Consider the following 15,788-nt stretch of genomic DNA (forward strand, 5'->3'; position numbering starts at 1 on the left):
GGCCGGGGGTGAATGCCTGGATCCGCGAAGTGGTGGGTGGCTTAAGTGGCTGTACCGGGGGGCCACTGGGTGGCGGTTGACGTTACCTTTCCTACCAAAGCCAATTTGGACTCTAGCGTTTCACGTTGTTTGGGCACATGCCCTATGTATGAAACTGCTCTACGGGAGTTCTTATTCGATTCCGTAGCGGCGCCCGACCACGGAGGGCCGCTACGCGACACGCTACAAGCATGACATCCATGTCTCGCTCGGCAACGGCCGTCCATGGCCGTTGACGGTCGCTACGCGGCCCTCCGTGCCCGGACGCCTTGGCCATTAACCTTCATAGAAATTAACGGCTTAAGCTTCCCCATGACGTCCTCTCGTGGCAGAAAATTTCGCCAGGCGTCGATACCAAGGCGTGTGGAGCGGGAGGCCTCTGCCAGACCTTCAGCGACAGGGACGTCGCTGAAGAGCCCCCATGGATGGGTTCAGAGCCTGCCCCGCTTTATCGGGTGCAGCGAGTCTGGCGGAGGCCTCGCGCTTCGCGCGCCGCCACCAGACTCTAATTGTGCATACCACTAAACGACGGGGACGTAGTAACAGATTTTACTGTACACGCACTAAACTCGCTTTGAGTGACGAATCAAAAGTTGTAGCGCAACTCCACCCCATACATCCGCGGTTCATCCCGCCGGGTCCAGGAGGGCGAGCCGTCGGAGAAATCCGAGGCCAACTCCCCGCCGAGGCCACCCGGGTCCTCGTGCTCCGGCTCCCAATCCGTTGCGTTCACCACGAAGGCCGCGACCTCCCAGTGGCGCTCCGGACTCAAGTAGGTCATGCGGGCGTTGAGCTGTTCCCGGTCATCGCTGTCCGGACAGGCGTCAAAGGGCGGCGCATCGAGATCGCCGGTGGCCGAGTCATCCGAGAGAGTCAGCTCCCCGTCCAGCTCCGTAAACGTATAGACATCCGACGGCCGCCCCAGCGCGCGGTTGTTCACCACATAGACGCAACTGTTGCGTTCCGTACCCTGCGCATAGCTGTAGGCCGCCGAGAACATCAGCTGGGCGCCATTGTCGAAATCCAGCGTATAAGTGCCGCCGACACTGAAATTCACATCCGGCGACTCGCTGAACGTTTCCCCCGAACGATCAATCACCTCGCAGCTGCCATCCACCACCGTGCGCTCCTCGCGGCGTACGTACTCCGCATCCAGTAAGCCCGTATTGAAGAACAGCTCCAGCGAGGGAATCGGCAGCCAGTTTACGCTCAGCTCCATGCCCTCGCCTTCCACGTCCGACGTCTCGAATAGGTAAGCGCCGGTGCTGCTGTTGGACAGGCAGGCCGCCTGGATGAAATTCAACTCCTGCAGGTTGTCGTACTCGTAGTAGAACGCCGCCGCGTTGACCCGCAGGGTATTGTCCAGCCAGCTGGACTTCACCCCCAGCTCGTAGTTGGTCACCTCCTCCGGATCGAAGGGCGGTGCCAGGATTTCCCCGGCGCTGTTGAAGCCGCCCGCCTTGTAACCCTCCGAATAGGAGCCGTAGAGCAGCACATCGTCGGTGACTCTCCAGTCCAGCACCAGCCGGGGCGTCAGCTGGGACCAGCTCTCCTCGGACACCAGGTAACCCAGCTCGCCGTCGGGATCGTAATTGCCGTTGGCGTCGATACGGGTCTCGGTGGGGAAGCCGAAGGCCAGCGCATACTCGTTGAACTCCACGTAGCGGCCAAACTGCTTCTCGTCCTCGGTGTAGCGCAGACCCGCGGTGAGTGAGAGATTGTCCAGGATATCGAAGGTGGTATCGACGAAGCCGGCATAGGACTCGTACTCGCCGTCGATAAAGATATTCTCGCGGAAATCCACGCCCGAGTTGAAAGCCTCGTAGCCATTGCTGAATGCCCGACGGTTGTAGGGGTCCGGGATGAACTGGAAGGCGATATCCGTTGCCTGCCCCGGCGCCAGTGCATCGTAAGGCACGCCGATCTCCCGCTCCGCGATCAGTTTATCCAGCGACTCCGGTCCCAGAATAATGCCGCTCTGCTGCCGCGCGTGCTCGCGGAAATAGTTGACCCCCGCGGTCCAGCGCCAGCGGCTGCCGAACTCGCCGTCCAGGCGGAACTCCTGGCTGAACTGCTTGTTGTCCTCCTTGTTGAGGTCGTTGAAGCGGTACAGCAATTCCGCGGAGCCGTCTTTTTCCTCCGGGTTGTAGGAATCGTAGGTGCGCCAGGCGGTGATCGAGGTCAGGGTGGCGAAGTCCATGTCGTAGGTGACGTGCAGCGAGGTGCCGTACAGCTCGCGGGTCTCCTGCAGGCGTTCGTCGCTCTCCACCTCGGTGAAACCGGCGCCGTTGTCCCGGGGCCCCCACACGGCGCTCGAGGCCGGGCGCGAGTCCTGGTCCACCTCGTCGTACTCGGCGCGCAGGATGATGTCCAGGTTGTCGGTGGGCAGCCAGCGCAGCTGGGCGGTGATCGAGCGGTTGTCCTCCCGGGCCAGGTCGTCGCCGTTGGCCAGGTTGTCCACCCAGCCGTCGCGCTTGTTGTAGAGCAGGCCGGTGCGGAAATACAGCGTGTCGGTGATGGGGACGTTGAACACCCCCTCCAGCTGGCGGCGATCGTAGTTGCCCAGGGTGGCCTTGACCCAGCCCTCGTATTCGTCGACCGGCTTGTTGGTCACGTACTGGATGGCCCCCGCGGCGGCGTTGCGGCCGAACAGGGTACCCTGGGGACCGTTGAGGATTTCGACCCGGGCGATGTCGTTGAAGGCCACCTTGGAGCCACCGGAGCGGCCGATATAGACCCCGTCCACGTACACGCCCACCGCCGGGTCGGCGCCGATGCCGAAATCGTCGGTACCGATACCACGGATCTTGTAGCTCGGCTGGTTGGTGGCCTTGCCGATGTCGACGTTGGGGGTAAAGTCCCCCAGGCCGCTAATATCATCCGCCGCCAGGTTGTCGATCTGCTCGGCGCCGAAGGCCTCCACGGAGATGGGCACGTCCTGCAGCCCCTGCTCCCGTTTCTGGGCCGTCACCAGAACCTCCTCCAGGCCCTGCGCCCATGCCCCCGGCGATGCGCAGATACCCGCCGCCACCGCCAGTACCAGTGCCCGCTGCTGCCACCGCTCCATCGTGGAATCCGACATGCATACCCCCGGTTGTTACTGTTATTGGATTTGTTGGTACGATAGTACAACTTTTTTGGGGGCGGGCGTAAAGCCCGTTTTTCAGTCGGCGCGCTCCACCAGGCCCAGCATGTGGCGAACATGCCGGGTCACCACCCGGCGCACCTCGTTCTCGGCGAGGTCGGCAAAGGCCGCCTCGGCTTCCAGCCAGTAGATCACCCCGAGGGTGATCTGGGCGTCGGCGGCGGGGTCGGCGCTGCCCACCAGGGCCAGCAGGGACGCGATATCCTCCGCGAACTGCCGCTCCTGCTCCTGGCTCAGGGCGCGCAGGCCGGCATCGCGACGGGCCTCGTGGCGAAAGGCCAGCTCGATCGCCCGGTCGTCCCGCGCCCCCGCCTGTCCCAGCACATAGCCGGCCAGCGTGTCCGACACTTCCCGGGCCAGGAATTCGGTGCGATCCGTCCCCGCGACCTCCTGCGCGCCCTCGAGGTGCGCGGCTATGGTGCCGCGCACGCCGTCGACGCTTCCCGCCCGCTGGGCGGCGAAGTGCTCGAAGGACTCGCGCAACAGCTGGCCGATATCGCGAAAATAGTAGGTGGTGGCCGCCAACGGCACCCCGGCCTCGGCCGCCACCGCGCGGTGGCGGACAGCGCGAATGCCGTCGCGGGCGATCAATTGTAGGGTGGCCTCGATAATCTGTTGGCGCCGGCGCTGACCTTCCCGTCGCAGGGGGCGCGCCTGGTGGCTTGCTGTCACTCTCTGTATTCCTCCAGCGGTCACGGCATGGGCCGCAAGTTGCCGGTATCCGGCGGCGCCCCGGCGACCATCCAAGGGAACACTTTGCCCCGGCGTCGCCCGGGAGGCAAGGGTGCGAGCACTCCCCCGGCAGGTCTGCTTTGATAAACCCCGCCCCGCCGCCACCACAGATGCCTTGCTGGCCACACTAGGCTGGTAGTAGTCTTGGGCGCCTGATTCCAGGAGACAATCCGATGAGCGACAAACCCCTCGCGCCGGCCATCGAGGGATGGCACACCATGGGCGATCAACCGCACCTGATCGGTACCCGCTGTACCGCTTGCGGCACGTACTTTTTCCCCAAGCAGAGCCACTACTGCAAGAACCCCGACTGCGACAGCACCGACTTCGAGGAAGTGGAACTGAGCCGCACCGGCACCGTCTGGAGCTACACCAACGCCTGCTACGAGCCGCCGGCCCCCTTTGTCGCCCCGCAGCCCTTCGAGCCCTACGCGATCGCCGCGGTGCAACTGGAGGCGGAGCAAATGGTGGTGCTGGGCCAGGTGGTCACCGGCGTCGACACCGAGCAGCTGTCCGTGGGCATGCCGGTGGAACTGGTGCTGGAAACCCTGCACGAGACCGACGACGACATCAAGGTCACCTGGAAATGGAAGCCTGTCGCGGCCTGAGGGCGGCACAGCCAAGGAGTTAGCAAGTCATGTCCAACGAAATCGCAATTCTCGGCGCCGGGATGCACCCCTGGGGCAAATGGGGCCATAACTTTGTCCAGTACGGCGTCGCCGCCGCCCGGGAGGCACTGGCCGACGCCGGCGTGCCCTGGCGCGACGTGCGCTTTGTCTCCGGCGGCGCCACGGTGCGCTGCGGCTACCCCGGCTACGTGGCGGGCGCCACCTTCGCCCAGGCCCTGGGCTGGCAGGGCGCCGAGGTGAACACCTCCTACGCCGCCTGCGCCTCGGGCTCCCAGGCCCTGGCGGCGGCGCGCAACAAGATCCTGTCGGGCGAGTGTGAAGTCGCCCTGGTGGTGGGCGCCGACACCACGCCCAAGGGCTTTCTCGCCCCGGCGGGAGGCTATCGCCCCGAGGACCCGGACTGGGTGCGCTTCTACCTGGGCATCACCAACCCCACCTACTTCGCCCTCTACGCGCGCCGGCGCATGGATCTCTACGGCGATACCCAGGAGGACTTCGCCCAGGTCAAGGTCAAGAACGCCCGCGCCGGCAGCAAGAACCCCCGGGCCCGCTACCGCAAGTGCTTCAGCGTCGAGGACGTGGCGGCCTCGGCCATGGTCGCCGACCCGCTGCGGCTGATGGACATCTGCGCCACCTCCGATGGCGGCGCCGCGCTGATCGTGTCCAGCCTCGACTACGCCAGACGCATCGGCAAGGCCGACGCGCCGCGTGTCGCCGCGATCTCCACGGTCACCCCGAGCTTTGCCAGCGGTGTGGTGGAAATGCCCGACATCGCCACCGACTCCGCCGCCGCGGCGGGCATCGAGGCCCAGAGTTTCCGCGCTTCACTCCCGGTAAAAGCCTACGAGGAAGCCGGCATCGGTCCCGAAGACGTGAATGTGGCGGAGGTCTACGATCTCTCCACCGCCCTGGAACTGGACTGGATCGAGGACCTGCAACTGGCGCCCCGCGGCGAGGCGGCGCAGCTGCTGCGCAACGGCGACACCGCCATCGGCGGCCGCATCCCGGTCAACCCCTCCGGCGGCCTGGCCTGCTTCGGCGAGGCGGTGCCCGCCCAGGCCCTGGCCCAGGTCTGCGAACTCACCTGGCAGCTCCGCGGCCAGTCCGGCGACCGCCAGGTCGAGGGCGCAAAGGTCGGGATCACCGCCAACCAGGGCCTGTTCGGCCACGGCAGCTCGGTCATCGTCAAGCGCTAAGGGGCGGCCTGCGCAAAATAGCCCGGGTCATGGGCCGCGCGGCGGCCAATGACCCCATCAATCAGATTCACGATTGATGGCCGGTATCCGTGTTCGTGGCGGCGATATGACGGGCCGTCGCCAGGGTGCGGCGGGCCTCGTCCACGTGCATGGTCTCCACCAGCTTGCCGTCCAGTACCGCCAGGCCCTTGCCCTCGCCGGCGGCGGCCTCCCAGGCAGCCAGGACCCGTTGCGCCCAGTCCACGGCCTCTGCCGAGGGGCCGAACACGGCGTTGGCGTCGGCCACCTGTGTGGGGTGGATCAGGGTCTTGCCGTCGAAACCCAGCGCCCTGCCCTGCTCGCAGATGGCGCGAAAACCCGCCGCGTCCGCCAGGTCCAGGTACACCCCATCCAGCACCGCGATACCGGCCCGGCGCGCCGCCAGCACGCAGCGGCCCAAGGCATATTGCAACCCCAGCCGGTCCGCCCGGTGGGGCACGCGCAATTCGGCCGCGAGGTCGGTGGTGCCCATCACCAGCACGCTCACCGCGGGGTGGGCGGCAATCGCGTCCGCCCGCGCCACCCCCTCGGGGGTCTCGATCATGGCCCACAGCTGGATGTCGTCGCGTCCCGCCTGTACCAGCAGGCCGGTCACGGCATCCAGCTCCGCCGCGCTCTCCACCTTGGGCAGGCACAGCGTGTCGGCCCGGCTCGCGGCCATGGCCTCCAGGTCGTCCCGCCCCCAGTCGGTGGCCAGGGCGTTGCAGCGCACCACCAATTGCCGTGGCCCGTAGCCGCCCGCGGCCAGCTGGGCGAGCACCGCCTCCCGGGCGGCCGCCTTGGCCCCCGGCGCCACCGCGTCTTCCAGGTCGAACACCACCGCGTCGCAGCGCAGCTCCCTGGCCTTGTCCATGGCGCGCTGGTTGGCGCCGGGCATGTACAGCACCGAGCGCAGGGGCCGGTCAGTCATTGCTAGTCTCCTCGTCAATCGTGTTCGGGTCGCTCACCGCGACCGACTCGCGCACCGAGGCCTCCTTGAGGTAGGCGATCAGGTCGGCGCGTCGCTGGGGGTCCGGCACCCCCAGGCTCATCATCGTCGACGCCGGGAACATCGCCCCGGGGTCGGCCAGCCACAGGTCCAGCAACTGCGGCGTCCATACGAACCGGGCCTGCTTGAAGGTCTCGGAATAGTATTCAAAGCCCGGCTGCTTGCCCGCCACCTTGCCGAAAATCCGGTGCAGGTTGGGGCCGTTGTTGTGGCCCATGGCGGGGTCGGGATAGTGGCAGGCGCGGCACTGCCCAAACACCAGCCGGCCGCGATCCGCATCGCCCGCCAGGGCCGGCATGCCGGGCCCCGGCGCCTGGGACAACACCGGCGGCGACAGCAGCGCCAACAACAGGCCGGCGACGGCTCCGAAATGCCTCATGCGCCGCGCTCCCCGGCGGCCGCGGCCACACCGGCTCGCCGCCCGAAAAAAGTGCAATCCCCCAGCGACAGGCCGCTGGCGATGTAGGGTGCCGTGGGCAGTCCCGCCACCGTGCGCCCGGCGGCGTACAGCCCGGGAATCGCGTCGCCGAAGCCGTCGATGACCCGGCCGTCGACGTCGGTGTGCAGACCGCCGAAGGTATGCGCCGGAAAAAAGGCGCGGTCCACCGACAGGTTCCAGGCCCGGTAGGGCGGTCCCTGCAAGGGACGCAGATAACCGTGGCCCTTGTGGAACAGGGGATCGCGGCCGGCGCTGGCAAAGCGGTTGTAGTAGGCCACCGTGTGCTGCAGCGCGCCCTGGGGAAAGCCGACCCGCGCCGCGAGATCGCCCAGCGTGTTGCCCTCGGCGACCAGGGGAAAATTGTCCTGGCGGTCGCGATAGCTGCTCTCGCTGTCGGTAATCAACCAGGCCCTACCCTGCTGGTGAAAGGCGATGGCGTCGCCCAGCACCCCGTGATAGGACTCCTCGGAAATGAAACGCTGCCCGGCGGCGTTGACCACGATGCCCGAGAGCACGTGCTCCGGTGGGTAGATGGGGGCGATGGCGAAGCCTTGGTGCATGCGCAGCGCGGCGCCACCGGCGGCGATCCCCATGTTGATTCCCGCGCCGAGGTCACCGGCGTTGCCCCAGGGCACCGAGCAGTCGTACAGCTCGGGTGCGTAGCGGCGCAGCATGTCGCGATTGTGAATGAAGCCGCCGCAGGCCAGCACCACGCCGCGGCGGGCGCGAATGTGCAGGGGGCCGTCGGCCGACTGGACCGTCATGCCCGCCGCGCGACCATCGCGCTCGATCACCAGTCGCTGGCCGGCGAGACCGGCCCGGATTCGCGCCCCCGACCGCCGCAAGCGGGCGAGCAGCGCCTCCATCAGCGTCCGCCCGCCGTTCATCCCCGCCACGCCGGGCACGTGTCCACGGGGCGCGGGAGGGGCGAGCTCCACCGCCGGCCAGGCCAACTCGTTGCCTGAGTAGTACAGGGATTCATCGCCGAAGGGCAGCCCCTTGGCCGGGGTGTACTTGCTCTGGTAGGGCACCCCCTGTTCCACCAACCAGTCAAAGTGCGCCGGGCTTTGCTCACAGTACAGCTGGATTTTGTCCAACTGGGGATGGCGCGCGCCGCAGGCGACAATGAAGTCGTACATGGCCTCGGCGCTGTCCTCGATATTCAGCGCCCGCTGCAGGGCGGTGCCTCCACCGGCGTAAACCACGCCACCGGACATGGCGGAGGCGCCCCCGAGCCGCGGCAGTGACTCGATCAACAGTACCTCGGCGCCGCTGGCACGGGCTTCCAGGGCGGCGCTGACGCCGGCGGCGCCGGACCCGGCAACCAAAACGTCGGCGGTGATATCCCAGCTCCGGATCTCGCCCCGGGGCAGTACCGCGGGGCCCGCGGACAGCGGCAACGCGGTGCTGCCGACCGCGGCCCCCAGCCCGGCTATCATGCGCCGGCGGCGAATGCCGCCGCTGCCAGCTGTATCCGTCATTCCCCCGCTTGCCCTCGTCAACTCTCGCGAATGTATTCCAGTTGGTCCCCGAACATATAGGTGCGATGGCGCAATCCCGGTAGCGCCGGGTCGCCACAGGCGTAACCCGCATCGCCTTCGTACAGGAAACAGGCGCCGCCTTCAATGAACACCATGTTGGGCGCGTAAACCAGCGGCTCGCGACCGCCAATGGCCGCGCGGGCGGCACGGCAATCGCCGTAGGTCGCCAGTTCCACCAGGCTGACAAAGGTGGGTGGCATCAGGCGGAAGGGGCTGCCGGTATCGCGTACCTCCTCGAGCGCCGCTCCCGGCGCCACCCAGCGGTGCAGGGCGATCTCGCCGCCGTCTACCCGCACCTCCTGATCGTCCTCGAGCACGGCGAGAAAAAACCAGGTGGCGAAACGCCGTTTCGCCCCCTCGGGCGTGGTCCAGTGCGAGAGATGAGCCAACTGGTCCGCCTCAATCGACAGGCCGGCTTCCTCGCGGGTCTCGCGGATGGCGGCATTGACCGCGCTGCCATAGGGATCGCCGTCGCCGGGATCGTCCTCCGGGTCCACCCGCCCGCCGGGAAACACCCATTCGCCCCCCATGTGACGCACCGCGCGGCTGCGCTGGACCAGTAGCACCTCGGGGCCGGTGGCGGCCTCGCGCATCAGGATAACGGTGGCCGCCGGGTGCACCGGGGCAATTTCATCGCTGGTTTCAATCATCGCGGGTCTCTCTGGCAGGCGGGCCGCAGTGGCCGGATCTCAGGGGAAGAAGCGGCTGATGGTATCCACCACGCAGGCCGGGCGGTCGCCGCCCTCGATCTCGATGGTCATGCGCACCACGATCTGCACGCCCCCTTTCACTTCCTCGGCGCTGATCACCTCGCCAGCGCCGCGCAGGCGGCTGCCCACCGGCACCGGGGCCGGGAAGCGCACTTTCTCGCAGCCGTAGTTTACGCCCATGGAGAAATTCTCGACCTTGAGCACCTCCGGCAGAAACTGATTGGCCAGCGCGAGGGTGAGATAGCCGTGGGCGATGGTCTTGCCAAAGGGGCCGTCGGCGGCGCGTACCGGGTCGACGTGAATCCACTGGTGATCGCCGGTGGCCTCGGCGAACAGGTCGATGCGCTGCTGGTCGATCTCCAGCCACTGGCTGTAACCGAGATGGCGGCCCTCGCTGCCGAGGAGGTCGGCCGGTGTGTCAAAACTTGTGGTCATGGCAATGTCCTGTGCGTCGGATTTCGGTCAAAACGGGGACTATAACACCCGCTCCGGATACCGGCAGCTATCCCGGTTCAACTGTTCCCACCACCGCGCCCTTCGCGTTCCCTGCCTAGCACCGGGGAAATAACCCCGAAAATTCAGCAGCTTAGACAGGCGGGAATAATACGCGACGGGCTTGGTCCGAATTGTTCTGGTTGCGACCTTGTGCAAGCCCGCCGACTTGGTGTTATAGTTATGTATAACACTATACACACCATCAACCCGCACAGGAAGACGGCCATGCCACGCGAAACCGGCGCCACCGATCGCCGCCCGCACTACCTGATCGACACCTTCACCCGCCACCCGCTGGCGGCCAACCTGCTGATGGTGATGCTGGTGCTGGCGGGTATCTGGGGGCTGCGCCAGCTGACGGTGCAATTGAATCCGGCGCAGGAAAGCAACGCCGTCAGCGTGGACATCAGCTGGCCCGGCGCCGCGGCGGAGGATGTGGAGCAGTTGGTGACCCAGCCGGTGGAATACCAGCTGCGCGCCCTGCAGGACCTGAAAAGCCTGACCTCGACCACGGTGGAGAGCCACGCCAGTATCCGCCTGGAATTCCAGCGCGATACCGACATGGGCCGCGCCGTCGACCGGGTCAAGCAGCGCGTCGCCCAGACCCGCGACCTGCCCACCGATATCGAGCCGCCGGTGATCCAGCTCGCCGAGCGCCTGGAAACCGTGGCGGCGCTGCTGCTGGCGGGCACCGGCTCGCTGGAGGAACTGGCGCCGCTGGCGCGGGACATCGAACGCGACCTGATGGCCCGTGGCGCCGACCAGGTCGAGTTTCGTGGCGTACCGGAAGAAGAGATCGCCATCCAGGTGGACAGCAAAACCCTGTTCGAGCTCGGCGTTCCCCTGCACGAGATCGCGCGCAAGGTCATGGCAAACAGTGTCGACGTGCCCGCCGGCAGCGTCGGCGACGGCCAGCTCGAACGCAAACTGCGCAGCCTGGAGCAGCGCCGCAGCAGCCAGGGTTTCAGCGACCTCCCGATAGACGCGCCGGGCACCGGGCAGTTGCTGCGCCTGGGCGATATCGCGCGCATCGAGCGGCGCCAGCGCGACGACCAGCGGCAGCTGTCCCACGAGGGCGAACCCGCCATCATGCTGATCCTGCGCCGGGCGCCGGGCTCGGACATCATGGACGAGGCGGACATCCTGCACCAGTGGCACGCCGACAACGCCGCGCGCCTGGCGCGCCAGGGCATCGAGGCCACCATCTGGCTGGAGGCCTGGCGCTTTGCCCGGGAGACCCTGATGCTGGTGGTCAACAACGGCCTCGGCGGCCTGGTGCTGGTGATCGCCACCCTGTTCCTGTTCCTCAACACCCGGGTCGCCGGCTGGGTCTCCCTGGGCATCCCGGTGTCCTTCCTCGGCGCGCTGGCGGTGTTCCACTTCCTCGGCGGCTCGATCAACTTCATCAGCCTGATCGGCGCGGTGATGGCCCTGGGCATCGTGGTGGACGACGCCATCGTGGTCGGCGAGCACGCCCTGTCGCGCTTCGAGGCCGGGGCCTCGCCGGAACAGGCCGCCGCCGACGGCGCCCAGCACATGTTCGCCCCGGTGATGGCCTCCTCGCTGACCACGATGGCCGCCTTCCTGCCGCTGATCGTGATCGACTCGGCCTTCATTCGCGAGATTCCGCTGCTGATGATCTGTGTGATCGTCGCCTCCCTGGTGGAGTGCTTCCTGATCATGCCGGGCCATCTGCGGCACAGCTTCCAGGCCATGCGCCACCGCGAACCGGGGCGTTTGCGGCTGGCTTTCGACCGCCGCTTCGCCCGCTTCCGCGACCGGTTCTTCGCGCCGCTGCTGCTGCGCGCGCTGGACAACCGGCGCGCGGTCATCGCCCTCTCGCTCGGGGCTTTCGCGGTGGCGCTGTCCCTGCTGGCCTCGGGCCGGGTCAAGCCGGAGCTGGACATCAACCTGGATTTCGAGTTCGCCGACGCCTACCTGCAGTTCGCCGCCGGCGCCAGCGAGGCCGACAAACAGGCGGTACTGGCGGACATGGAGCGGGCGCTGCGGGACACCAACGCCGCCTTCGGCGGCGATGTGATCGTCACCCACGTGCCGCAGCGCAACTGGGCCTACCTGGAACAACAGCCGCGCACCGGCTCGCAGTACGCCGCCATCTGGGTGGAACTGGTGCCACCGAACGAACGCGAAGTGAGCCTCAGCGAATTCTCCGCCGCCTGGCAGGCGCGGATTCGGCCCAGCCCCCATGTCGAGGCCCTGCAGTTCGAGGCCGGCGAAGACAACTGGCCCGACCTGCAGCTCTACTTCAGCGGCGGCGACGTGCACACCCTGAAGGCCGCGGCATCGGCGCTGGCCGACCACCTGGGGCGCCTGCCCGGGGTGAACAACGTGTTCGACGACCTGCCCTACGGCAAGGAACAGTGGGTCTTTACCCTCACCACCGAGGGCCGGGCCGCGGGCCTGACCAGCGCCGAAGTGGGTCGCCAGCTGCACGCGGCCTACGAGGGCTATCGCGTGCAGCTGTTCACCGAGGGCGATGCCGAGCTGGAGGTGCGCGTGTCGCTGCCCTCCGAGGAGCGCCTCCACCTGGGCAGTATTGGCCAACTGCCGATTACCACCCCCGCGGGGGACGTCCTGCCGCTGGCCAGCGTGGCCGAAATCGGCGCCCGCCGGGGCATCGAGCGCATCAACCACCGCGACGGCCTGCAGGTGATCAACGTCTACGGTAACGTGGACCGCAAAATCAACACCCCCATGGCGGTGATCTCCGAGCTGGAAGCCTCGGTCATTCCCGATATCAGCAAGCGCTTCGGCGTGACCTACGGCCTGGGCGAGCGCTCGGCGGAAGAGACCGAGGTCTTCGGCGACATGATGCTGGGCGCGGCGATTGGCCTGGCCCTGATCTACCTGATCCTGGCCTGGATTTTCGCCTCGTGGAGCTGGCCCCTCGCGGTGATGCTGGCCATCCCCCTGGGCCTGACCGGCGCCCTCGCCGGCCTCCAGCTGCTGGACCTGAACCTGGGCGCGATGGCCATCATGGGCCTGTTCACCCTCACCGGCGTGATCGTCAATGACTCGATCATCCTGATCAACGCCTACAAGGCCCACCGCGACAGCGGGCAACAGAGCCGGGAGGCCCTGCTGCGGGCCTGCGGAGAGCGCCTGCGGCCGGTGATCCTGACTTCGGTCACCACCTCCCTGGGACTGGCGCCGATGATGCTGGAAAGCTCGCCCATCGCTGAGGTCATGGCGCCGCTGGCGGTGGTCATCTGCTTTGGCCTGCTCTACGGCACCACCCTGATCCTGTTCACCATTCCCGCGGTATTGTCGGTACTGGAATCCCTGTCCCAGGGCCTTTCGGTCCGGCGCCGCAATCGGCGCGCCCGCGCCATGACCCACCCCCACAACGACCCCCTCGCAGGAGCGCAGTCATGACTAGCCTGTCACCGCGCCGCTGGCTGGGCGCCCCCTGGCGCCTGCTGCGGCGCGTCAGCCGCAAGAACCGCATACTGGCGGGCATCCTCGGCGTCACCGCCCTGGCCGCCGGTACCCTGATGGCCACCGCCCCCCACCCGGAGCCCCCGGACGTGGAGGAAAAGGCCTGGCCGGTCAGCGCGATCGCCGTGCAGCCCGCCGCCCTGGCGCCGGAGCTGCGCCTGTTCGGGCGCGTGGAAAGCCCCCATCACGCCAGCCTCAGCAGCGCCATCGCCGCGCAGGTCACCGCCGTACACGTGCGCGAGGGGCAGCCGGTCGGCGCGGGGCAACTGCTGGTGTCGCTGGACCCCGCCGAGGAGCGCCTGCGCCTGCGGCAGGCCGAGGCGAACCTCGCGGACGCCCGGGCCCGCCTGGCCACGGTAAAGACCGAACACCTGACCCACCAGCGCGTGCTCGCGCACATGCAGGAACTCTTTGAGCTGACCAGCGCCAAGGCCGAGCGCCTGAAAAATCTCAACCAGCGCCAGCTGATCGCCACCGAACAGATGGAGAACACCCTGCAGGACGTGGCCCGGCAAGGCATCGAGCTGGCGCGTCAACAGGCCCTGGTCGAGCAGTACCCCCAGCGGCTGGCCAGCGCCGAATCCGCGGTGGACAACGCCATGGCGGCCCAGGACAACCAGCGCCTGAACCTGCGGCGCACCGAGATTCGCGCGCCCTTCGACGGCCTGATCTCGGGGCTGCGGGCCTCACCCGGGGATCGCGTCGGCACCGGCAGCGAGCTGCTCAGCCTGTACGACACCGCCGCGCTGCAGGTGCGCGCGGCCCTGCCCTCCGGCAGCCTGGACTCGCTCAAGCCGGCGCTGCAACGCGGACTCGCCGTCACCGCCCAGGTCCCGGGCGCGAACCTCACCCTGCGGCTGGCGGAACTCGCCGCGGCGGTGGCGCCGGGCCGCTCGGGGGTCGACGGCCTGTTCCGCATGCCGGCGGGAGCCGCCGGCCTTGAACTCGGGCGCGCGGTGGAACTGCGCCTGAGCCTGCCAGCCGTCGACAACGTGGTCGCCCTACCGCCACAGAGCCTGTACAACAACGGCCGCGTTTTCGTGATCGAGAACAATCGACTGCGCGGCGTCGAGGTCACCCCCCTCGGCCAGCGCACCAACGCCAGTGGCGAGCTGGAGGTCCTGGTGAGCGCCGCCTCGCTGCCACGCCAAGCCAGGGTGCTGGCCAGCAGCCTGCCCAAGGCGACCAGCGGACTGCTGGTCAGGGACGTGGCCGCCGAGGTCGCCGGCGCGCCCCCGGAAGCGGCTCCGGAGCCGTCGCCGGATTCACCGCCGGCGACACCCCAGCCGGGTTAGCAGTACGATTGGGCAGCATCCCGGATTTTGGCTATAGTCATGTCTCATTATCTTTGGCGGGAGCCGCACCATGGAAAACCTCGACCCCAACACACTGCTCAACACCTACGTGATTCCCTGGGGAATCAAGATCGTGTTCGCGCTGGCCATCTTCATCGTGGGTCGCGTCGTCGTGGGTTGGCTGGTAAGCGCGGTGGAGAAGTTCATGCGCAAACGCGGCATGGACGAGGTCCTGGTGCGGTTCCTGAGCTCGATCATGCGCTGGGTCTTGCTGCTGTTCGTGGTGATCGCCGCCCTCAGCCAGCTGGGAATCGACACCACCTCGCTGATCGCGCTGCTCGGTGCCGCCGGTCTCGCCATCGGCCTGGCGCTGCAGGGTTCCCTGTCCAATTTCGCGGCCGGGGTCATGCTGATCATTTTCCGCCCCTTCACCAAGGGTGATTTCGTCGAGGCCGCCGGCGCCTCGGGGGTCATCGACAGCATCAATATTTTCACCACGACCCTGACCACCCCCGACAACAAGGAGGTCGTCGTACCCAACGGCGCGATCCTGTCCAACAACATCACCAACTACTCGGCCCGCCCCACCCGGCGCGTGGACATGGTCTTCGGTATTTCCTACGACGACGATATCCGCAAGGCCAAGCAGATCCTGGAGGACATCGTCAACAACGACGAACGCGTGCTCAAGGAGCCGGCGCCGGTGGTGGCCCTGGGCGAACTCGCCGACTCCTCGGTCAATTTCCTGGTGCGCCCCTGGGTCAAGTCCGCGGACTACTGGTCGCTGCTGTGGGACACCACCGAGGCCGTCAAACAGCGCTTCGACGCCGAGGGTATCAGCATCCCCTACCCGCAAATGGACGTGCACATGCCGAAAATCACCGGGCAATCCGACCAGGCCGCCTGACGGGCGGGCCCCCGCGGTGCGCAACGCGCCGCGGGACACCCCCCCGGTTGCGCGTTGCGCCCCGCACGTTGCACGCCGCAGGTTGCACCCCGCAGAATTACAAGATTTTCACAGGCCACCACCGATCCGTTGTGATATAACGAACGCTTCATGTATTCCCCGGGACCCCGGCAT

Annotated in this window: 12 protein-coding genes; 5 read left to right on the plus strand and 7 right to left on the minus strand. The window is 67.3% G+C overall.

What is annotated here, in order from left to right; all coding sequences use genetic code 11:
* Window positions 1-625: 625 nt before the first annotated feature.
* Together JYP50_RS17795 and JYP50_RS17800 are read right to left on the minus strand one after the other, a co-directional pair.
* Window positions 626-3,121: a TonB-dependent receptor gene (locus JYP50_RS17795; RefSeq protein WP_206561908.1), complete on the minus strand. Its 2,496-nt coding sequence runs from the start codon at window positions 3,119-3,121 to the stop codon at window positions 626-628.
* Window positions 3,122-3,202: 81 nt separating this feature from the next.
* Window positions 3,203-3,856, minus strand: a complete 654-nt coding sequence (locus JYP50_RS17800) for a TetR family transcriptional regulator (protein ID WP_206561909.1) — start codon at window positions 3,854-3,856, stop codon at window positions 3,203-3,205.
* Window positions 3,857-4,089: 233 nt separating this feature from the next.
* On the opposite strand from JYP50_RS17800, the gene JYP50_RS17805 reads away from it, so the two are divergent.
* Window positions 4,090-4,524 (plus strand): Zn-ribbon domain-containing OB-fold protein, encoded by a 435-nt coding sequence (locus JYP50_RS17805; protein ID WP_206561910.1) that lies wholly within the window; start codon window positions 4,090-4,092, stop codon window positions 4,522-4,524.
* Between the two features lie 29 nt (window positions 4,525-4,553).
* A complete protein-coding gene (locus JYP50_RS17810; protein ID WP_206561911.1) occupies window positions 4,554-5,741 on the plus strand; it encodes a lipid-transfer protein in 1,188 nt (395 codons plus the stop codon).
* A 67-nt stretch (window positions 5,742-5,808) separates the two neighbouring features.
* On the opposite strand, the gene JYP50_RS17815 is transcribed toward JYP50_RS17810, so the two are convergent.
* From JYP50_RS17815 to JYP50_RS17835, 5 genes are read right to left on the minus strand one after another with little or no spacing between them, the layout of a single operon-like run.
* A complete protein-coding gene (locus JYP50_RS17815) occupies window positions 5,809-6,690 on the minus strand; it encodes an HpcH/HpaI aldolase/citrate lyase family protein (protein WP_206561912.1) in 882 nt (293 codons plus the stop codon).
* Entirely contained in the window at window positions 6,683-7,147 is a 465-nt protein-coding gene (locus JYP50_RS17820; RefSeq protein WP_206561913.1) for a c-type cytochrome, read from the minus strand. Before JYP50_RS17820 ends, JYP50_RS17815 begins: the two co-directional genes overlap by 8 nt.
* On the minus strand, window positions 7,144-8,688 hold the full coding sequence (locus tag JYP50_RS17825) for an FAD-dependent oxidoreductase (RefSeq protein WP_206561914.1): 1,545 nt from the start codon (window positions 8,686-8,688) through the stop codon (window positions 7,144-7,146). The genes JYP50_RS17820 and JYP50_RS17825 overlap by 4 nt, the downstream gene beginning before the upstream one ends.
* Before the next feature lie 17 nt (window positions 8,689-8,705).
* On the minus strand, window positions 8,706-9,398 hold the full coding sequence (locus tag JYP50_RS17830; protein WP_206561915.1) for an NUDIX hydrolase: 693 nt from the start codon (window positions 9,396-9,398) through the stop codon (window positions 8,706-8,708).
* A 39-nt stretch (window positions 9,399-9,437) separates the two neighbouring features.
* Window positions 9,438-9,893: a MaoC family dehydratase gene (locus JYP50_RS17835; RefSeq protein WP_206561916.1), complete on the minus strand. Its 456-nt coding sequence runs from the start codon at window positions 9,891-9,893 to the stop codon at window positions 9,438-9,440.
* Window positions 9,894-10,178: 285 nt separating this feature from the next.
* Between JYP50_RS17835 and JYP50_RS17840 the strand changes: the two genes are divergently transcribed.
* From JYP50_RS17840 to JYP50_RS17850, 3 genes are all read left to right on the plus strand, one after another.
* Window positions 10,179-13,349 (plus strand): efflux RND transporter permease subunit, encoded by a 3,171-nt coding sequence (locus JYP50_RS17840; protein WP_206561917.1) that lies wholly within the window; start codon window positions 10,179-10,181, stop codon window positions 13,347-13,349.
* A complete protein-coding gene (locus tag JYP50_RS17845) occupies window positions 13,346-14,707 on the plus strand; it encodes an efflux RND transporter periplasmic adaptor subunit (protein ID WP_206561918.1) in 1,362 nt (453 codons plus the stop codon). Before JYP50_RS17840 ends, JYP50_RS17845 begins: the two co-directional genes overlap by 4 nt.
* 70 nt (window positions 14,708-14,777) lie before the next feature.
* A complete protein-coding gene (locus tag JYP50_RS17850; protein ID WP_206561919.1) occupies window positions 14,778-15,614 on the plus strand; it encodes a mechanosensitive ion channel family protein in 837 nt (278 codons plus the stop codon).
* The last annotated feature ends 174 nt before the right edge of the window (window positions 15,615-15,788 follow it).

Source organism: Parahaliea mediterranea (assembly GCF_017255185.1).
In the GTDB taxonomy this organism is placed as follows: domain Bacteria; phylum Pseudomonadota; class Gammaproteobacteria; order Pseudomonadales; family Halieaceae; genus JAFKCZ01.